Here is a 19,287-nt window from a genome sequence, read left to right as displayed (position 1 = left end):
ACACACCAATGAGGACACTTCGGCTCGCCTTGTCGATCTCGGCCAGCATGGCCGCTCTGCTGGTCGCCACCTCTGCCCGAGCGGACGACGATGCGCCCGATGGCCCTCGCGCCGCCGAGGAGATCGTGGTCACCGCGCAGAAGCGCGAACAGGCGTTGCTCGACGTTCCCCAATCCGTATCGGTCATCGGCGGTGAGACGCTGGAGCGTAATCAGGCGATCACCTTCCAGGATTACCTGAAGCTGATACCCGGCCTGCAGGTCTCGCAAAGCAATCCGGGCGAAGCGCGGGTGGTGATGCGCGGCATCAATACCGGCGGCGTTTCAGCAACCGTCGCCACTTACATCGACGAAACACCGTTCGGATCGTCCAGCGGGCTCGTCAATTCAGGGATCCTTTCCGGCGAACTGGACACTTTCGACGTGGCCCGCCTTGAAGTGCTGCGCGGACCGCAGGGAACACTTTACGGTGCCAGTTCGCTTGGCGGCGTCATCAAGTTCGTGACCAACGAGCCCAGCACCGACGGCTTCGAGATGCGCACCCGCGCCAGCGCCGAGACGGCGAAGGGCGGCAAGACGTCCTACATGGGCTCCGCGCTGGTCAACGTGCCGCTGTCGGACAGTCTCGCAGTCCGCGCCTCGGGATTCTATCGCAGCTATGGCGGGTTCATCGATTCGATCGGCACCGGCGGCTCCGATGTCCAGAAGAACATCAACGACAGTAAAAGCTACGGCGGGCGCATCTCCACCCAGTTCAAGCCGAGCGATGCGTTCTCGATACGACTGACCGCAGTGCTCCAGAACCTCAACACCGATGCTTCAACGCTGGTGGAGGCCGACCCGCAGACCCTGAAGCCGCTCTATGGCACGCTAAGCCAGTCGCAGTTCGTGCCCGAATACACGAACATCGCCTACCGCCTTTACAGCGGCACGATCAGCGCGGATCTCGGCTTTGCGCAGTTGCTGTCGTCGACAAGCTACAGCACGCTCAAGCAGCACCTGCGCGATGACAATACCATACTCTACGGCTCGCTTCTGGGGCTCTACGATCCGGAAACCGGCACCGCTTTCGGCGATATCGGCATGCCGCAGCACACCAACGTAGAGCGGGTCACGCAGGAAGTGCGGCTCTCCTCCAGCGGCGAGAGCATGTTCGACTGGATGGTTGGGGGCTATTATACGCACGAAAAAGGGGCGATCCTGCAACTGCTGGAAGCCTACGATGCCGGCACGACCACGCCGATGGCGGGCTTTCCCCTGCTTGCCGACATCTTCCTGCGCTCGAAGTATGAGGAATTCGCCGGTTTCGCCAACGGCACCCTGCACTTTGGCGAACAGTTCGACCTGACTTTCGGCGGCCGGTACAGTCACAACGCGCAAAGCGCCTCGCAAGGCGGGACCGGGTTGCTGGCGCCCGAAGCCTTGAACGCAAAGTCATCCGAAGACGTGTTCACCTGGTCGGTCGCGCCCAAGTTCAAGATTAATGACCACACGGCCATCTATGCCCGCGCCGCCAAGGGGTTCCGCCCCGGCGGCCCCAACCTGCTGCCGCCGGGCGCACCTGCGGGGACACCGTCCACTTACGATTCCGACTCGCTCATCAGCTACGAGGTCGGCTTGAAGGCCGAAACCGCCGACCGCAGCTTCTCGATCGACGTTGCCGCCTTCCACATCGACTGGAAGGACGTGCAGCTTTACGCAGTCATCAACGATTACGGCGTCAACACAAATGGCGGTTCGGCCAAGAGCGACGGAGTCGAGTTTACCGCTACGATGCGTCCGGAGGCTGGGCTCACCGTATCGCTTAACGGGGCCTACACCGACGCACGTCTCACTGACGATACCGATCCCATCGCGGTGGGCGGCCGCAAGGGCGACGCGCTGCCCTTCGTGCCCAAGTGGACCGTCGCCCTAAACGGCGACTACGAATGGTCCATGGGCAACGATGCCACCGCCTTCGTCGGCGGGTCGATCCGACTGCTCGGCAAGCAGAGCGGTAATTATTCGCCCGCGTACCTCGCGACCTTCGACCGGCAGATGACCCTGCCCAGCTACGAGGTTATCGACTTGCGCGCAGGCGTCGACTTCGGTCAATTCTCGGTCGAACTTTATGCGAAGAACCTTGCCGACGTGCGCGGCCTCACCAGCGCCGATTACAGCGGCGCCCTGCCCAACGGCGCGGCGGGTGTCGGTGTGATCCGGCCCCGCACCTTCGGCGTCACGCTCGGCGCGGGATTCTGAGCCATGGCACTGGCGGCAAACGTGGATAGCGCGGCACAGGTGCGCGCGGGGGGACATGCGCTGCCTGCGCCGTACCTGCTGTTCCTTGGTGACACGGTGGAGGCGGGCTTCGCCAAGACCGCGTTCGGCCTGCGGGACTGGGCGGGCGAGCGCTGCATCGGTGAACATTCGCTGCCCACTGCGCAAGTCTCCACCGGCTTGCCGCAGCTGACGCCCATGGATGCCGCCGCCCGCGGCGCAAAGGCACTTGTCATCGGCGTCGCCAACCAGGGCGGCGTCATCCCGCCCTCATGGCTGCCTGCGCTGGTCGATGCGCTGGAAGCAGGGTTGGATATCGTGGCAGGCATGCACGCGCGCCTCGCCGACATTCCGGTGCTGCGTGAAACCGCCGCGCGGCTTGGCAGAAACCTCTTCGACCTGCGTGTGCCGCCGCCGGGCCTGCCCATTGCCAGCGGGCACAAGCGCACCGGCCGCCGCCTGCTGACGGTCGGCACCGATTGCGCGCTAGGCAAGAAGTACACTGCCCTCGCCATCGCCAGAGGGCTTGCCGCGCGCGGGATCGATGCCACGTTCCGTGCCAGCGGGCAGACCGGTATCATGATCGCCGGCGCGGGCATCGCCATCGACGCGGTCGTTGCGGACTTTGCCGCCGGGGCCGCCGAACTGCTCAGTCCCGATGCGGCAGCGGATCATCTCGACGTGATCGAAGGCCAGGGCTCGCTGTTCCACCCGGCTTATGCGCCGGTATCGCTGGCGCTGCTCCACGGCAGCCAGCCGGACCTCTTCGTTGTCTGCCACCAGCCCGGCCGCACCGCAATCCTTGGACACGCCCATTATCCCGTGCCCTCGATAGAGGCGGTGATCGAGCAGACCGTGATGGCGGGAAAACTGACCAACCCCGCTATCCGCTGTGCCGGAATCAGCCTCAATACCACGGGTTTAACAGACGAAGAGGCTAGCGCGGTCATCACCGAAACTTCCGGACGGCTTGGCTTGCCGGCTGCCGATCCGATACGCGGCGGCCACGCATTCGAGCAACTCCTCGACGCCTGCCTCTGATGGCGGCGGACCGCTTCCGTCGCCTGCTGCTGCCCGGCCTCGCGTTCAAGGCGGTGGTCATAGGCGGCGGCTATGCGACCGGGCGCGAGATCGCGGAATTCTTCCTCCCCGCCGGACCATGGGGCGGATTGTCTGCAATGATACTGGCGACGGTGATCTGGTCGGTGGTCGCCGCTGCCACCTTTCGCTTTGCACACGATATCGGCGCACGCGACTACCGCCACTTCTTCCAGGCACTGCTGGGCCGAGGCTGGGTTCTGTTCGAAATCGCTTACGGCCTGTTTGTGATCGTCATCCTCGCAGTATTCGGAGCTGCGGCGGGAGCCATTGCGGAGGCGAGGCTGGGTGTCCCCGCAATGGCCGGAACATGCGCGCTGATGCTTGGCATCGTCGGCTGCGTCGCTTTCGGGAATGCCGGGGTCGAACGGGTGTTCCTGTGGGTTTCGGTGCTACTCTACGCCACCTACGCCGCGTTCCTGTATCTGTCGGTGTCGTCTACGGGAGAGCGGATCTTAGCCGCCTTCGCCGCCACGCCCACGCCAATGGGCGACTGGGCGCTGGGCGGCATCACTTATGCCGGATACAATATTGTCGGCGCCGTGATCGTCCTGCCCGTGACCCGCCACTTCCGCAACGGCCGCGACGCCATCGTTGCGGGTCTGCTGGCCGGCCCTCTGGCGATGGCCCCGGCATTGCTGTTCTTTGGTGGAATGACCGCCTTCCTGCCGAAAATCGCAGATGCGGTGCTGCCCTCTGACTATATTCTTTCGCGCCTCGGCCACCCGGCGTTCCACATGCTGTTCCAGGCGATGATCTTCGCCGCGCTGCTGGAGAGCGGCACCGGCGCGGTTCATGCGGTCAACGAGCGCATCGCCCGCACCGGCGCCGCGCTGACGCTCACCCGCCGTGCGGGCGCCGCCCTGCTGCTCCTTGCGCCATGCATGCTGGTGGCGGACCGTATCGGCCTCGTCAGCCTTATCGCCTCGGGATACCGCATCCTCGCCTGGGCGCTGATTGCTATCTACGTCGTTCCGCTTCTGGCGGTCGCACTGTTGCGCCGCCGTGCCCTTCCCGTTCCGGAGATGCCCTGATGAGACTGCACGCGCTGCTGGCCTTGCCATTCCTTGCCCTTGCCGTGCCCGCGCTGGCCGCACCGCCCGCCGATCTCGACAGGCGGATCGAAGAGTTGCGCGAAGCCTCTGGGACGCCCGGCATGGCGGTGGCCATTGTTGAGCACGGCAAGGTCATGGTCGCGAAGGGCTACGGGGTACGCAAGCTGGGTGCGCCCGAAAAGGTAGATGCCGACACGATCTTCATGATCGCCTCCACCGGCAAGGCATTCACCTCAGCCGCGCTGGCTACGCTGGTCGATGCGGGCAAGATCGGGTGGGACGACAAGGTGATCGACCATCTGCCTGCCTTTCAGATGCACGATCCCTGGGTAACGCGCGAGATCACGGTGCGCGACCTGCTCGTCCACCGCAGCGGGCTGGGACTGGGTGCGGGCGATCTGCTGATGGTCCCACGCGGCAAGCTTTCACGTGCAGAGACGATCGCGCGCCTGCGCTACATCAAGCCGGCGACAAGCTTCCGCAGTGGTTATGCCTATGACAACATCCTCTACACTGTCGCCGGTGCCCTGATCGAGCAGGTGAGCGGGCAGACCTGGGAGGACTACATGCGCGACCACGTGTTCGCGCCCGCCGGCATGCCCAATGCCACCGCCGACAAGGAGCGACAGCTGACCACGCAGGATCGCGCTCAGCCCCACGCCCGCTACGGTGGCCCTGTGCGCGGGACCGGGCCGATGAGGCTGCTGGATGAGCGCGACCGGCTTGGGCAAGCAGGCGCGCCAGCCGGCCTGATTGCCGCCAGCGCCACCGACCTTGCCCGATGGCTGCAGATCCAGCTGGCCCACGGTGCTTTGCCCAACGGCCAGAAACGCCTGTTCAGCGAGGCCGCAAGCCGGGAGATGTGGGCTCCGGTCACGCCGATACCGATCAGCCCGATGCCCGCCCCCGTCGAGGCCGCGACGCCCGGCTTCGACGCTTATGCGCTGGGCTGGGAAGTGCGCGACTACAAGGGCGCGAAGATCGTATGGCACGCAGGGGGCCTGTTCGGCTTTACCACCGTAGTCGTGATGATCCCCGAGCGCGACGTCGGTTTCGCCATCACCATCAACAGTGAGGAGATCGAGCCGCGCTACGGCCTGATGTACGAACTGATCGATCACTATCTGGGCTTGCCGAAGCAGGATTGGCCAGCCCGCTTCGGAGAATACCGCCGTTCGCGCATCGCTGCTGCCGAAGCCGCAGTAAAGCAGCAGGCCGCCGCACCCGCAAAGGTCGGCCCTTCGCTGCCGCGCGCCAGCTACACCGGCAGCTACGAGGACCCGTGGTATGGCGGTTTGATCGTGGGTGCCGATGCCAAGGGGCTGACCGTGGACTTCACCACGACGCCGGGAATGACCGGAAGCCTCACCCATTATCAGTACGACACTTTCGTCGCAAAGTTCGACGATGCCGCGATCGAGCCCGCCTATCTGACCTTCAGCCTGGATGCCGAGGGCAAAGTGGCGCGCATAACGGCAAAACCGGTTTCGCCGATCGCCGATTTCAGCTTCGATTACGCAGATCTGCTGTTCGAGCCTGCCAGTGCCGCATCCCCAAAATAGTTTCAGCCATCCGCTGCCTTGTCATCGCGCCCCGCCTAGACGAGCAGGCCCTTCAGTTCTTCGATTACCATCGCGGTGGGCATCGACAGGAACATCGCCACTGGGAACGGCGCAAGGGAGGCTGCTATCAGGATCAGCAGACTGCGCAGGTCGACCGGCAGAAAGCGCATCTCATAGACGTTGGCCACAACGCCATAGAGATCGGCCGCCGCCGAAAAATCGGGTGCGGAAAGCAGGTCGGGCTGCTCCTTCGCCGGGCCATCAAACCAGCGGTCCTCGAAAGAACGGCCGAGCGCTACAGCCAGCGCGCCGTAGCACATCGCGTTGCGCCGCCATGCCCGCGCCATCACCGATCCGAAAACAGCCAGTGGGGCAACGCAGAGCAGCAACACCAGCACGACCGTCCCCCCGATGAGGAAGCTGCCGGATAACGGCGTGGTCGTTCCCTGCAGATGGATATTCGCAAAGCGCCCCGCGGTAATGCAGCCGATCCCCATGGCGAAGGGGGCGAAGGCACGGACCGACTGCGCCAGAAAGCCAAGGCCGCCTGCATTATCGGGATGCGCAACGATCAGCCGCAGGTCCATCCCTGCCACCTTGTACAGCAGCCGGGTCCACAACAGTATCCGCCACAGCCAACTCAACAGCAGCATCAGCAACAGGGGCAGGCTGACAAGCATATGCCACCAGCCGGCAGCGGATAGCTGACCGCGTTCCGACAACGCCCAGACCGGCAGCGCATGTGTGGATATGCCGGTCACGAACAGCCACGCGATGAGAGCATAAGCGAGAACCGGCACCAGCAGTGCCATCCAGGGCGCGCGTACCGTGGCACGCAGACTTTCCAGTTCGCGCTTGAACCGATCGATGGCGCTGGGCGATAGCAGGCCGGAGATGACGAAATGCCGCACCACCGTCCCCAGCCGCCCCATGGCCTCGACATGGGCTGCCAGCAGAAGCGGCAAAGCAATAGCGAACCGGGCATGCGTACCGGCATCGCGCAGGAAGTGAGGAACCTCGCCTGCCCGGTCATGAGCCGGCGCCAACAGGACCAGCAGCAGAAGCGGCAACCAGCCGATAGCCAACGCGAAGCCGGCACGCGCCCGCGCCGTGGAAAAGCCAGGCCCAATCAGCCCAGCGATACCGGAAAGGCCGCTCGGCGGTTTCCATTGAAACAGGTCATGCCCCTCGGGTTCCGCTTCACCTGATTGATCCGGAGTCAATTGGTCGCCTCCCTATTTCCGGGCCTGAACCGCAATGACGTTAAGGAGCAGGGCGCCCGGCACCATCAGGGTTTGTGCGGAGCAAGGCAGGGGCTGCACGGAGCTCACGGAACTGGCGGGCGCCTCGCCGCATAACGGCTCCGTCCGCAACGATTACACCATCGCGCTTCGGCAAGGAGCAAGTCGCTGGCAGGCCGACCGCGGGATAACCGAAAACAGGTCCCGGTCTGCCTGCCGTAAGGGCACCGTTCAGGGCGTGGACCGCTCGGCCAACGCGCGCACAAGTTCCAGACCATCCGCCGCCGGATCCTCGATGCTGGCGGCGCTCGCGTCCGGTCCAAGCATCTGCACACCACGGCCATGGCGCGCATAAGGCGCCCAGGTCGGCAGCCCCTTCCCATTGGGATTGCCCGTTTTGACAAAGTTCACGGCATAGCGGTTGAACAGACTGGCGGCCTTTGCGTCAGCCGAGGTCAGATCCTTGCCGTATTTGGCCGCGACCGTATCGAAGAAGAAAGGAATATCCGTGGCATGAGGTGCGCCGGGCCACTCCTTGCGCATCGATTGCGCAACATAGGCGAACCGATAGTGCCATGCCTTTGCGCCGTTCTTCACCCCGGCTTCGGCGATTTCACCCGCCACGAACTGTGCAGGTTCGATCATCAGACGATCGCGGGCCACGTCGCCAGAAACCTGCTCGAACGGCTTGTCCCCCGCAGGGTCAAAGACGGCGCGCGCCTTGCCGGCATCAGGACCGAACTGCGCGAAAAGTTCATCCTTGGTCCTGGCGGTGGCGAAACCGAGGTCCCAGCTGGTGGCACCCACGATGGTCGGCACGATCTTCATCCGCCCCTGCCTGAGAGCGACGTCGGTGTCGCTCAGCACCAGCTTGCCGTCGATTACCGGGCCGTTGACGTACTCCTGCTTGTTCGGATCACCACGGAAGGCAAGATTGAGCCCGCCCAGCACCGCTTCGGCGGGCAGTTTGCGCAACGCAGCCAGCGCACCGGCGTCCGTGCCGCCGATGCCCTGGCCGGCTGCAAAGTTCACGCCGACCTGTTCGGCAGAGGTCACCGCCGGATCGTCCGAATGCAGCGGCATGCCGCCCATCAGCTTGCGCCCGCCGCCCGACATGATGATTGCCTTGTCGAACAGTCCCTCGGTCAACGGCGAGGCCAGCAGTTCAAGCACGGATAAACCACCGGCGGATTCGCCCATAATCGTCACTTGCGCAGGGTCTCCGCCAAACTGCCCGATGTTGCGCTTGACCCATTGAAGGGCCGCGACCTGGTCCATCAGGCCGAAATTGGCAGTCGGCGCTGCGCCCGCTTCAACGCTGAGCGCCGGGTGCGCAAAGAAGCCGAAACGGCCAAGCCGGTAATTGAAGCTGACGAACACCACATCCTGCCGTGCAAACGCAGCACCGTCGTACACCGCGGGTGACGAACCACCGTTCACGAAGCCTCCGCCATAGATCCAGACGACCACCGGCAGCTTGCGCCCGCTGTTGCCGACTGCCTTGGCCGGCGCCCAGACGTTCGCGGTAAGGCAATCCTCCGCAGGCGTGGCGCCAAGCGGGGCCGCATCGCTGGGAAAAGGCTTCTGCATGCAATCATGCCCGAATTCGGTGGCGGGCCGCACACCAGTCCAGCCATCGGCCTGCTGGGGTGCCCGCCAGCGCAGTTCGCCTACCGGCTGCTTGGCGAAGGGGATGCCCTTGAAACTGGCGACGCCGTCGATAGCGCTGCCTGAGACCCGCCCGGTGTCGATGGTCGCTTGTGGTGCGGATGCCGCAGAACCCTTTGCGGCGGCGGCGCCGGGCAGGATAAACGCGCTTGCCAGAACGGTGCCGAGCGCCGTGGCTGCGCAAACGCGCGGGAGAAATGCCATGTTCGTTACCTTCGACTTGGATACGGTCTTGCAGGGGCTATCGACGCGTTCCTTGGGCCGCAAGGTTCGGCCGGGCAGCCATGTCAATTCGCAGCGTCGTGACGCGGGCCTTCACGGCGCCGGGTTGCTACGACGATCCGATTACGGCCGCCTTCCTTGGCGCGAAGCAGCGCGGCATCGGCCGTGGTGATCAGCGCCTGTATCGGCCCGTGGCAGGGATAGACCGCCAGCCCCAGAGAGACGGTAATCTGCCCCATCGGCTGCCCTTCATGCGTGAGATCAAGCGTCGCTACCCTTTCGCGGATACGCTCTGCCCGTTCCAGCGCCGAAGCTTCGTCCGCGCCCGGCAGCAGCATCAGGAATTCCTCCCCGCCATAGCGCAGCGCCAGATCATCCTCTCTTGCGCCACTGGCGAAGACCGCAGCGACAGTGCGGATCACAAGATCCCCGGCATCATGGCCAAAACGGTCGTTAAGGCCCTTGAAGTGGTCGATGTCCATCATCAGGCAGGCGATCGAAGTTCCCGATGCATCGGCCGTGGCAACCAGCCTGCGCAGGCTATCGTCCAGTTCGTGCCGATTGCGCAGACCCGTCAGTGGATCGAACAGCGCCTTTTCGTGCAGCACGCCGCGAAGGTTCAGGTTGGCCAGTGCAAGCCCCACCGTCTCCGACATCAGTTCGATGTAGACACTGGTGGAATCATCGGGCCCATGATCGGCCGCCAGATTTTCCAGCACCAGCAGACCTATCGTCTCACCCTGCGCGGTCAGCGGCACGCAGATGGTGGCCTGCGCAGCGGACGGCGCGACATGGCGGCACGGCACATCGAGCATTTCTCCGCCCGGTGCATGGACCTGCCCGCGCCGCAGCGCCCAGCAATCGTCCGGACCAAAAGCCGCATCAGTGCCCTGCGGCCCACGCTGCTCAAAGCCTCCATCCGGCGATCCGCGCCATTCGGCGGCGCAGACCATCAGCTTCATCCGGTTGTCCAGCGTGTAGAGCCGCCCCGCCAGTGTCGGCGCGATCCGGGGAGCGAACAGCCGCACCACACCGAAAAGGTCGGAAACGCTTTCACACCCCTGCAGCCGCTGCGTCATGCGCGCCAACAGATCGCGCACCGCCCAGTCCGCATCGCGTTCACGCTCCAGCCGCTGGCGCTCCAGCCCATTCTCCCGGAAGATGCGGATCGCCTGCGCCATGTCGCCGATCTCGTCGACTTGCGTGAACGCGGGGGTTTCCACCGTGTAATCCTGGTCGGCAAGGCGATTGACGACATCGCTCAGCGTCATCACCGGGCGCAGGATGCGGCGCTTCAGGATGAACCCAAGCACCAGCAGGAACAGGGCCGCCGTAATCGCCACCATGGCCTCGGAAACAGAGCGCAGCCGCTGCGAAGCCTGGCTTGCCCGCTCGATCGCAGCGTCCGATCGCTGGTCGAGCATGTAGCGGAAGCGGCCAACCAGAAAGCGCACACGTTCCAGTTCCCGCTCGTACTCAGGCCCGAACACAATCGCGCGCGCGGTGGCGCCGTCTCCGCTTCGGGCGGCTGCGATCGCCGCCTGCTGCTCATCCTCCAGCGTCTTTGCCCAGCGCAACCCTTCTGCCAGCGAGCGCAGTTCCTGCTCGCTGGCCCCGCCATCCTTCAGCCTGCCCAGACGCTGCTCCACCGTGCCAAGCGAAGCCAGCGTCCGTTGATAGGCAATGGCGTGGCTGGGATCATCCGTCACCGTCGCCAGTCGTGCCTGATCGGTAAGTTCAGCCAGATCGTTTTCGACCTCGAAGGTCAACTGGTCGAAAAGATCGCGCTGGCGCACCGCCGCGCGCTCTGCGCGATCGGCGCTGGACGCCATGACCATCGTGACGCCGGCAACTATCGTAAGGCAGACAGTCGCACCGTAAGCCCAGTTGGTGATCGTCGCGATACGCATAAGCAAGAACTAGACCAGCGTGGTTACTTTTCGATATAAACTAAGGCCTCAATGGATCATTCGTGAAATTGTTGCGGCCGACATAAACCGCAAGCGACACCAACCGCGACCGCGGCATAAATGCCGCAAATGCAGCAAGGTCACGATTGTTCGCACTGCCCATTCTGGGTATGCCGATCACCATGGCCGCGCGTATGCACCAGAATCGGCATACCGGATCGACGAAAGCTGTGCTTCTCGTCGGGATCATCGTTGCTCTGCTGGCAATCGCGAACCTTATGGTGCTGACGAACTGGCACGCCTCCTTGACCGGCCATGATGATCTGACGGCGGATTCTACGGCTCTTGGGTACGGGCACCATCATCACGATGAAGCCGATCACGCCGATGAGGATCACGCGGCAGCCGGATCTGGCCTAGCCGATCAGGAAACGCCCGCCGTCGATCTGCATGCGCTCAGCCATGCGATGATCCATGGGCTGGCGGCCCTCGTGCCGGGCATCACGGTTGCGGTGCCGCCTCACGAAACGGCAAATGACTGGTTTGCAGGTCGCAGTTTCGCCCTGTCGGGCATTTCACCCGAAGCCTTGCTGCGCCCTCCTCGGTCCTGACGTCGCTGCGCCGTTCACGGCGCGCGCCAGTAACTTCAGGTTTTCGAGGAATTTTCCATGTCCGATCCCGTCGGCTCGTGGCGCCCGCGCAGGGCGCTTACGGCCATGGCGAGCATCGGCTGGGCACTGGCGGCAGCCAGCGCTCCGGCTCAGACCGCTCCGCCCTTCGCCCAGCTTTACAATGACACCCGAAACGCACCGCACCAGATCGCACTCGACGCAGAGGTAGACCGTGCCGAGGGTCTTGCCCGGCAAGCCCAAGCGCGCCCCAATCCCACCCTGTCCGTGATGACCGAGAATGTGGCCGGACAATCGCCCTATCGTGGGTTCGACCGATCCGAGAACACGCTGCAGGTCAATCAGGCGATCGAGATCGGCGGCAAGCGCTCATCGCGCATCGCCGCAGGAACGGCAGGCGTCGTTGCCGCCAATGCGCGGACGCGCGATGCCCGTCTGGCCTATGCCTATGATCTGGCAATCGCTTATGGGGCTGCCGAGATCGCCGACCGCCGCATTGAACTGGCCGAAGACGAAGTGGACGAGGCCAGCGCCGACATGCGCGCCGTGCGGGCTCTTGTGCAGGCGGGCAAGGAAGCGCGGCTGCGCAGACTTCAGGTCGAAACCGAGGTCAATGCACTTCGCGCTCTGGTGGATGCCGCCAGGGCCGAGCGGGTTGGTGCCTATGCAAGACTTGCTGCTCTGGCGGGCGAGGAAACGGGCTTCACCGACCTTGCCGAACCGTTGCTGCCAAGGTTTGAGACCAAAACGGGATATGGCCCGATCGATCCCCTTCAGACCGCCCCTTACCTTGCGGCGAAGGCAGAGCGAGACGCAGCCAGACAGCGCGTTTCGGCCGCGCGGCGTCAGGCCAACCCGGATCTCACCGTCTCGGTCGGAGTGCGTCGTCTGGAGACGGACAAGGCGAACGCCTTGATCGCCGGCCTCAGCGTGCCATTGCCCCTGTTCGACCGCAACCGCGGAAACGTGGACGCTGCGGAGGCCGACCTGCGCGCAGCAGAAGCCCGCGATGCCGGTACGCTGTTGAACGTGAAGGCCGAAATCGCCGCTGCGCTGGCGCTCAACGAAGCTGCCGACGCCCGGATGGCCGCTGCCGACCGCACGCTACTGACCGCGCAGGAAGCCTATCGCCTTGCCCGCATCGCTTATGAAGCCGGCAAGTCGCCGCTCCTCGAACTGCTGGCCGCACGCCACGTCATGGGAGCGGCGCGCGGCGTCGTCCTCGATGCCGCTGCCGCCCGCCTCGAAGCGCGCGCGCGCCTTGCCCATCTGGACGGCACCACGATCACCGGAGAACCGGTCCAATGAATGCCAAGACTCCTCTTTATGCTGGCGCGGCTCTTGCGCTGGTAATCGCCGCCGGCGTCGGCTTTGGCGCTGCGCGCCTTACCCAGTCCGGTGGTTCTGCTGAAAGCGATGCCGTCGAAGCGGCGGGCGGACCTGCTCCTGACCATGTCGATATCTCCGATGCGGGGATCAGACTGTCGCAGATCGCGATTGCCTCTGCCGCATCGGGCGAACTTGATGCCGCCATCCCCGCATCGGCTACCGTCGAGGCGACACCGGATGCCGAAGCCGTGCTCACGGCGCGGGCACCGGGCACCATTACGCGCATCTTCAAGCGGATTGGCGATCCAGTCCGCGCCGGAGAGACGATCGCCCTTGTCGAGAGCCGCGATGCATCCTCCATCGCTGCCGACCAGTCGGCCGCCGCTGCGCGGGTGACACTGGCCAGCCGCCAGATGGAGCGCGAACGCAAACTGCTTGACCAGGGCGTCAGCCCGCGTGCCGACTACGAAACGGCGCAGGCCGCCCTTGCCGTCGCCCGCGCCGATGCCATGCGCGCCAGCGCGGCAGCCGATGCTGCACGTATTTCACGCGATGGGCGCTCTGTAATTGTCTCCAGCCCGGTCTCGGGGCGCTTGACAGTGGCCTCTGCGAACCTTGGCCAGTTCGTGGCGGCGCAAACCGAACTGTTCCGTGTGGCCGACCCGCGCAGCCTCCAGATAACCGCAAGCGTACCCGCCGCCGAGGCCGCGCGCATTCGGGCCGGGGACCGGGTGGAACTGTTGCCGGGTGAAGGCCGAACGATCGAAGGGCGGGTGCGATCTTTCACCGGCGTGGTCGATCCCCAAAGCCGGGCCGTCACCGTCATCGTCGAGGCGGGACACGCCACCGGCCTTGCGCCCGGTCAACTGCTGCAGGCACGCATCTTCGCCAGCGTCGGAGCCGTTCGTGGTGGCGTGATTGTTCCGCAGGATGCCGTGCAAACCACCGGCGCGCGTACCGTCGTCTTCGTGCGCACGCCCAAGGGCTTCAAGGCGCAGGCCGTGCAGGTCGGCAGCCGAAGCGGGGGCCTGGTGTCGATCGTCTCCGGGCTCAGCGCCGGAACGCGGATTGCCACCGGCAACGCGTTTCTTCTCAAGGCCGAACTGGAGAAGGAAACGGCGGAATGATATCGCGGATCCTCTCTCTTTCGATCAGCGGGCGATGGCTTGTCGCCTTCCTGACGCTGGTCATGGCAGTCTTCGGCCTGTGGCAGATCACGAAGCTGCCGATCGATGCCGTTCCGGATGTCACCAACCGGCAGGTCCAGATCAGCACTTTCGCGCCGGCTTACGGCCCGGTCGACATGGAAAAGCAGGTCACCTACCCGGTCGAGACGGCGCTGGCAGGTATTCCCGGCCTGACCCTGACGCGATCCATATCGCGCAACGGGTTCAGCCAGGTAACCGCAGTCTTCACGGACGCCACCGACATCTACTTCGCCCGCCAGCAGGTAACCGAACGTCTGGCTCAGGCGAAGGACAGCCTGCCTGCGGGTGTGCAGCCGGTGCTCTCCCCGCTCAGCACGGGGCTGGGCGAGATCTTCTTCTACTCGATCGCCTTTCGCCATCCGGACGGCAAGGGCATCAATACCGTCGACCATCAGCCCGGCTGGCAATCCGACGGCAGTTATCTGACCCCGGAAGGGGAACGTTTGACGACCGAGCTGGCGAAGGCCGCCTACCTGCGCACCGTGCAGGACTGGATCATCCGCCCGCAAATGCGAAACGTGCCCGGCGTCGCCGGGGTCGATTCCAATGGCGGTTACGTCAAGCAGTACCTTGTTGAACCCAACCTTGCCGCGCTCGCCTCTTATGGCATCTCGATCACCGAACTGGCCGACGCGCTGGGACGGGCGAACCTGTCGGTGGGCTCGAACTACCTGCGCCGCGCGGGCGAAAGTTTCCTTGTACGAGCCGATGCGCGGCTGAAGTCGGTCGACGACATTCAGGAAGCGGTTGTTGCGACGCGCGCGGGCGTGCCCGTTCGCGTGAAGGACGTGGGCCAGGTCGTCATCGGCGGCGCGGTCCGCACCGGATCAGGCAGCCGCATGGGTTCCGAAGCGGTGATCTCGACCGTGCTGATGCTGGTCGGCGAGAACAGCCGCGTGGTCGCCAACAGCGCGGCGGACAAGCTTGTCCAGATCAACAAGGCCCTGCCGCCCGACGTCTTCGCAGAGCCGGTCTACAACCGATCGAAACTGGTCAATGCCACCATCGCCACAGTGGAGAAGAACCTGATCGAAGGCGCACTGCTGGTCATCGTGGTGCTGTTCCTGCTCTTGGGCAACATCCGCGCCGCGCTCATTACCGCAGTGGTCATCCCGATCACGATGTTGATGACTGCCACCGGCATGAACGGCCTTGGCGTATCGGGCAACCTGATGAGCCTTGGCGCGCTGGACTTCGGGCTGATCGTCGACGGTGCCGTCATCATCGTCGAGAACGCGCTGCGTCGTCTTGCCGAACGGCAGAAGCACGAGGGCCGCCTGCTCACACGCGAAGAACGCATGGAGGAAACCAACCTTGCGGCGCAGGAGATGATCCGGCCCACGGTCTACGGCCAGCTCATCATCTTCCTTGTCTTCGCGCCGCTGCTGACGTTCCAGGGGGTGGAGGGCAAGACCTTCGCGCCGATGGCCATCACGCTGATGATCGCGCTGGCATCCGCCTTCGTCCATTCGCTTACGTTCGTACCTGCGATGGTCGCGCTGTTCATCACCGGCAAGGTCAACGAAACCGAAGTAAAGCCGATCCGCTGGTTCAAGGACAAGTACCGCCCCGTTCTCATCAAGGCGGTAGCACGGCCCCTGCCTTTCGTCTTTGCCGGGCTAGGCGTCTTCGCGGCGGCGGTTCTGGCCTTCGGGCTGCTGGGAGACGAATTCATGCCCCAGCTTGACGAAAAGGACATCACCGTCACCAATTTCCGGGTGCCTTCGGCTTCGATCGATCAGTCCACGCAGATGCAGTTGGCGATCGAGGACGCGCTCAGGACATTGCCCGAAGTGGCGCTGGTCTTCTCCAAAAACGGCAACGCCGACCTTGGCACCGATCCGATGCCGCCGAATGCATCCGATACCTATGTCATTCCGAAACCCGAAAGCGAATGGCCGGCGGAAGTGAAGAGCAAGGACGACATCCTGCGCCGTATCGAAGCGCGCATGAAACCACTGATCGGCAACCGGGTGGAAATCCAGCAGCCGATCCAGATGCGTTTCAACGAGTTGGCTTCGGGTGTCCGCGCCGATGTCGCGGTCAAACTTTACGGCGACGATCTCGACGCGATGAGCGAACACGCGCGGCGCATCTCCGCGGCCCTGCGCAAGATCCCCGGTGCGGCCGACGTCAGCGCTGAACAAACTTCGGGCGCACCGACTTTCGATGTGAAAATCGATCGGCAGGCAGCCGCGCGTTACGGCCTTTCGGTGGAGGAAGTGGCCAATACCGTGGCCGCCGCACTTGGCGGGCGCGAGGCCGGATTGCTGTTCGAGGGGGACCGCCGCTTTGCCGTTGTAGTGCGCCTGCCCGATGCCCAGCGCGACGATCTGGAAACGCTTGGCGCCATCCCCGTGATGCTGCCGGGTGAAGAGGGGCAGATCGCCCGATCGGTGCCACTGCGCGAAGTTGCGCGGTTTAGCTACACGCAGGGGCTTAACCAGATCAGCCGCGAAAACGGCAAACGCATGGTCGTCGTCCAGGCTAATGTGCGCGGGCGCGATCTCGGCGGCTTCGTGGAGGAGGCGCAAGGCGCGGTCGAAAGGCTGGCCCTGCCCGCCGGGATGTACACGGAATGGGGCGGCACCTTCGAAAGCCTGCAGTCCGCACGGTTGCGCTTGGCGCTGGTGGTGCCGGTGTGCTTCGCGGCCATCTTCGCATTGCTGTGCATGGCGCTGGGCAGCCTTGGCCGTGCGGGCATCGTGTTCAGCGCGGTGCCAATGGCATTGGCGGGCGGCGTCTTCGCGCTTCTGCTGCGGGGCATCCCATTCTCGATCACGGCGGCGGTGGGGTTCATCGCGCTGTCCGGCGTGGCGGTTCTGAACGGTCTGGTTATGATGAGCGCGATCCGCAAGCGTACCGACGATGGCCTGCCCGCTGACGAGGCGATCATCGAGGGCGCCATGGAACGCGTGCGGCCGGTGCTGATGACCGCTCTGGTCGCCAGCCTCGGTTTCGTGCCCATGGCGCTGGCGATCGGAACCGGCGCGGAAGTGCAGCGGCCGCTGGCGACGGTGGTGATCGGTGGCCTCATCACCTGCACGGTGCTGACACTGCTGGTGTTACCCGCCATCACCGCGCTTGCGGCAAGACGCGGCGTGCGCGGTACATCAAGCCGCAGCATACAGGGCAACGCAGCGGCGGTGCCATCGCCCGCCGCATGATGTGGGGCCGGCACTTGGTGAAGTGCCGGCCCAACCGTGCCGCGCAGTATCCAGATCGGCATCGGCCTTGGCATCAGGCTTGTTGCGGGCTTCGTGTTGCTGCGCTTTGCCAACGTCTATGGCGACAAACCGTGGTTCCACGCCGAAACGGCGCTGCGCACCGCGATGAGCTTCCTTGCGCTAACCAAGTACCCGCCTTCGCTTCTGTTCCTGATGCCCACGCTTGGCTTCAGCGCGCTGATGCTGGCGCTGTTCGAGAAGTTCCAGAACCACGCCACGATGCCGCGTCTGGCGATGCTCGGTGGCGCGCCGATGTTCTACTACCTGCTGCACCTTTATGTGCTCAGGGCACTCTATCTGATCGCGCTTGCCATATACGGTCCGAACAAGGGCACGGTGTTCGGCTTCGATCACGTATCGACCATCTGGGTCTGGGTCGCGCTGCTGATCGGGCCGCTTTACCTGCCGGCCCGCTGGTTCGCCCGCGTGAAGCAGCAACGCAAGGACGTCCGGTGGCTGAAGTATCTTTAGGTGCCGCCTTGCCGCCCAGGTGCCGCTTAGGTCATTCAGTCGCCCCTGCAGATCTGTACCCGCGGCTTCTCCGGCACCGCGATCAGAACATCGCGCGCACGCCGAATACCGCAGAAACGCCGGACACCTGCTCGCCTGAAGAGCGTGCGAGATCCGCCGTTGCGCCAAAGCCTGCGCTCCCAGTTGACACCGATGTAGGGCGCCAGCGAGCGATTGCGCTCGTACCGAAGCCTAGCGCCCAGTTCGAGGCGCTCGAACCCGGCTGCGACATTCAGCGCAGGCACATCCTGGAACGCGAAATCGACTTCGGCCTCAGGCTCGATTACCAGAGACTGGGTGATGCGCTGCGTGTAGCCTGCCTTGCCACGGGCATGAACATCGCCCTTGTCCGAAACCAGCAACTGGCCCTCCACTTCGAACCAGTAAGGCGCCAGTCCCTCGATACCGATCAGCGCATAAGTACGCTGCGGATCGGGCCGGAAATCCTGCCGCACCCCCACTTGCAGGTTGAACCACGGGTCCAGCGCGTGCCGCCAGTATGCAGCCAGTTCGATGCGTTCGGCGCGTTCACCCAGCGTGCCCTCGCCTTCGCTGTCCAGCACAATGCGATCGATATCGCCGCCGTACCACGCCTGTCCCTCCCAACCGAAACCGTCACCATCCTTGCCGGTACGAAATTCCAGCTGATCGACCTGCAGCGCGAAAGTGCTGAACGCCATTTCCTTTACCATCGCCTTGCGCGATGCTGCCATACGATCAGGATCGAAGAAGCGCTGCGCGGGAAAGTCGGTCGGCACCGGCGGCGGTGGCGCATTGCCCGGTTCGTCGGAAACGGTGCTCGCAGGCATGCCGTGGGCGGAGTGATCCATGCCCGGCATGGTCATCCGGGAATGATCCATGGCGCCATGATCCATCCCGGCGTGCTCATCATCTGCCTGCTGCGTTGCCGCGCTCGGCTCCTGCGCCCGCACGGCAAGCGGGGACGCGGCCAGCAGCAAAGAGGTAAGGATCGGGAAGAGGCGCGCCATCAGGCTTCTTCCTCCTTGCGCACCGTCACCACGCGCATCATTCCTGCATGCATGTGCAGCAGCATGTGGCAGTGGAACGCCCAGTCGCCCTCGGCATCGGCAGTCAGATCGAACGAGACCTTACCGCCCGGCAGCACATTGACGGTGTGCTTGCGCGCCCTGTTCCCCGGCGCGCCGCAGACCAGTTCGAAAAAGTGGCCGTGGAGGTGTATCGGGTGGGGCATCATCGTGTCGTTGATGAGATTGACGCGCACCCGCTCACCCAGACGGAATGGGATCGGCGCCGGGTTCTCCGACATCGCCTCTCCGTCCATCGACCACATGTAGCGTTCCATGTTTGCGATGGGCCGCCCGGGAGGTGCGATAAAGTGATTTAATCAC

Annotated in this window: 13 protein-coding genes and 1 pseudogene; 9 read left to right on the top strand and 5 right to left on the bottom strand. The window is 64.4% G+C overall.

Annotated elements, in window-relative coordinates; all coding sequences use genetic code 11:
* Positions 1-8 precede the first annotated feature (8 nt).
* The 4 genes from A8V01_RS06500 to A8V01_RS06485 are packed head-to-tail and all read left to right on the top strand — an operon-like array spanning position 9 to position 5,973.
* Entirely contained in the window at positions 9-2,240 is a 2,232-nt protein-coding gene (locus A8V01_RS06500; protein ID WP_103095118.1) for a TonB-dependent receptor, read from the top strand.
* 3 nt (positions 2,241-2,243) lie between these two features.
* Positions 2,244-3,299: an N-acetyltransferase DgcN family protein gene (locus A8V01_RS06495; protein WP_103095117.1), complete on the top strand. Its 1,056-nt coding sequence runs from the start codon at positions 2,244-2,246 to the stop codon at positions 3,297-3,299.
* Positions 3,299-4,390 (top strand): YkvI family membrane protein, encoded by a 1,092-nt coding sequence (locus A8V01_RS06490; RefSeq protein WP_103095116.1) that lies wholly within the window; start codon positions 3,299-3,301, stop codon positions 4,388-4,390. The genes A8V01_RS06495 and A8V01_RS06490 overlap by 1 nt, the downstream gene beginning before the upstream one ends.
* Positions 4,390-5,973, top strand: a complete 1,584-nt coding sequence (locus tag A8V01_RS06485) for a serine hydrolase (protein WP_103095115.1) — start codon at positions 4,390-4,392, stop codon at positions 5,971-5,973. Before A8V01_RS06490 ends, A8V01_RS06485 begins: the two co-directional genes overlap by 1 nt.
* Positions 5,974-6,008: 35 nt before the next feature.
* On the opposite strand, the gene A8V01_RS06480 is transcribed toward A8V01_RS06485, so the two are convergent.
* From A8V01_RS06480 to A8V01_RS06470, 3 genes are all read right to left on the bottom strand, one after another.
* Positions 6,009-7,196, bottom strand: a complete 1,188-nt coding sequence (locus tag A8V01_RS06480) for a hypothetical protein (protein WP_103095114.1) — start codon at positions 7,194-7,196, stop codon at positions 6,009-6,011.
* Positions 7,197-7,445: 249 nt separating this feature from the next.
* On the bottom strand, positions 7,446-9,086 hold the full coding sequence (locus tag A8V01_RS06475) for a carboxylesterase/lipase family protein (protein WP_170065846.1): 1,641 nt from the start codon (positions 9,084-9,086) through the stop codon (positions 7,446-7,448).
* An 83-nt stretch (positions 9,087-9,169) separates the two neighbouring features.
* Entirely contained in the window at positions 9,170-11,014 is a 1,845-nt protein-coding gene (locus A8V01_RS06470) for a diguanylate cyclase (protein WP_103095113.1), read from the bottom strand.
* A 146-nt stretch (positions 11,015-11,160) separates the two neighbouring features.
* On the opposite strand from A8V01_RS06470, the gene A8V01_RS06465 reads away from it, so the two are divergent.
* Genes A8V01_RS06465 through A8V01_RS06445 form a run of 5 tightly spaced genes read left to right on the top strand, consistent with a single transcriptional unit; the run spans position 11,161 to position 17,878 of the window.
* Positions 11,161-11,625: a hypothetical protein gene (locus A8V01_RS06465; RefSeq protein WP_146037208.1), complete on the top strand. Its 465-nt coding sequence runs from the start codon at positions 11,161-11,163 to the stop codon at positions 11,623-11,625.
* Between the two features lie 57 nt (positions 11,626-11,682).
* The gene (locus A8V01_RS06460; RefSeq protein ID WP_103095111.1) at positions 11,683-12,951 is read left to right on the top strand and encodes a TolC family protein; all 1,269 of its coding nucleotides are present in this window, start codon (positions 11,683-11,685) and stop codon (positions 12,949-12,951) included.
* Positions 12,948-14,099: an efflux RND transporter periplasmic adaptor subunit gene (locus A8V01_RS06455; RefSeq protein ID WP_103095110.1), complete on the top strand. Its 1,152-nt coding sequence runs from the start codon at positions 12,948-12,950 to the stop codon at positions 14,097-14,099. Before A8V01_RS06460 ends, A8V01_RS06455 begins: the two co-directional genes overlap by 4 nt.
* Complete coding sequence (locus A8V01_RS06450; RefSeq protein WP_103095109.1) at positions 14,096-17,347, top strand: efflux RND transporter permease subunit; 3,252 nt, start codon at positions 14,096-14,098, stop codon at positions 17,345-17,347. The genes A8V01_RS06455 and A8V01_RS06450 overlap by 4 nt, the downstream gene beginning before the upstream one ends.
* A gap of 36 nt (positions 17,348-17,383) precedes the next feature.
* A complete protein-coding gene (locus A8V01_RS06445) occupies positions 17,384-17,878 on the top strand; it encodes an acetyltransferase domain-containing protein (RefSeq protein ID WP_103095108.1) in 495 nt (164 codons plus the stop codon).
* Between the two features lie 35 nt (positions 17,879-17,913).
* Here the strand turns inward: A8V01_RS06445 and A8V01_RS06440 are convergent, their stop codons facing one another.
* Positions 17,914-18,906 (bottom strand): copper resistance protein B, encoded by a 993-nt coding sequence (locus tag A8V01_RS06440; RefSeq protein ID WP_245892352.1) that lies wholly within the window; start codon positions 18,904-18,906, stop codon positions 17,914-17,916.
* Positions 18,906-19,247: pseudogene (locus tag A8V01_RS06435) on the bottom strand (multicopper oxidase domain-containing protein); the annotation flags it as partial. The pseudogene A8V01_RS06435 and the gene A8V01_RS06440, both read right to left, overlap by 1 nt.
* Positions 19,248-19,287 lie beyond the last annotated feature (40 nt).

The organism is Novosphingobium guangzhouense (assembly GCF_002896965.1).
Taxonomy (GTDB): domain Bacteria; phylum Pseudomonadota; class Alphaproteobacteria; order Sphingomonadales; family Sphingomonadaceae; genus Novosphingobium; species Novosphingobium guangzhouense.
This window is presented reverse-complemented; position numbering and strand designations above follow the sequence as displayed.

Excerpts from the sequence above, each read along its gene's own strand:
- A8V01_RS06500 (WP_103095118.1), top strand. The coding sequence starts at position 9 with ATGAGGACACTTCGGCTCGCCTTGTCGATCTCGGCCAGCATGGCCGCT.
- A8V01_RS06495 (WP_103095117.1), top strand. The coding sequence starts at position 2,244 with ATGGCACTGGCGGCAAACGTGGATAGCGCGGCACAGGTGCGCGCGGGG.
- A8V01_RS06490 (WP_103095116.1), top strand. The coding sequence starts at position 3,299 with ATGGCGGCGGACCGCTTCCGTCGCCTGCTGCTGCCCGGCCTCGCGTTC.
- A8V01_RS06485 (WP_103095115.1), top strand. The coding sequence starts at position 4,390 with ATGAGACTGCACGCGCTGCTGGCCTTGCCATTCCTTGCCCTTGCCGTG.
- A8V01_RS06475 (WP_170065846.1), bottom strand. The coding sequence starts at position 9,086 with ATGGCATTTCTCCCGCGCGTTTGCGCAGCCACGGCGCTCGGCACCGTT.
- A8V01_RS06470 (WP_103095113.1), bottom strand. The coding sequence starts at position 11,014 with ATGCGTATCGCGACGATCACCAACTGGGCTTACGGTGCGACTGTCTGC.
- A8V01_RS06460 (WP_103095111.1), top strand. The coding sequence starts at position 11,683 with ATGTCCGATCCCGTCGGCTCGTGGCGCCCGCGCAGGGCGCTTACGGCC.
- A8V01_RS06455 (WP_103095110.1), top strand. The coding sequence starts at position 12,948 with ATGAATGCCAAGACTCCTCTTTATGCTGGCGCGGCTCTTGCGCTGGTA.
- A8V01_RS06450 (WP_103095109.1), top strand. The coding sequence starts at position 14,096 with ATGATATCGCGGATCCTCTCTCTTTCGATCAGCGGGCGATGGCTTGTC.
- A8V01_RS06440 (WP_245892352.1), bottom strand. The coding sequence starts at position 18,906 with ATGGCGCGCCTCTTCCCGATCCTTACCTCTTTGCTGCTGGCCGCGTCC.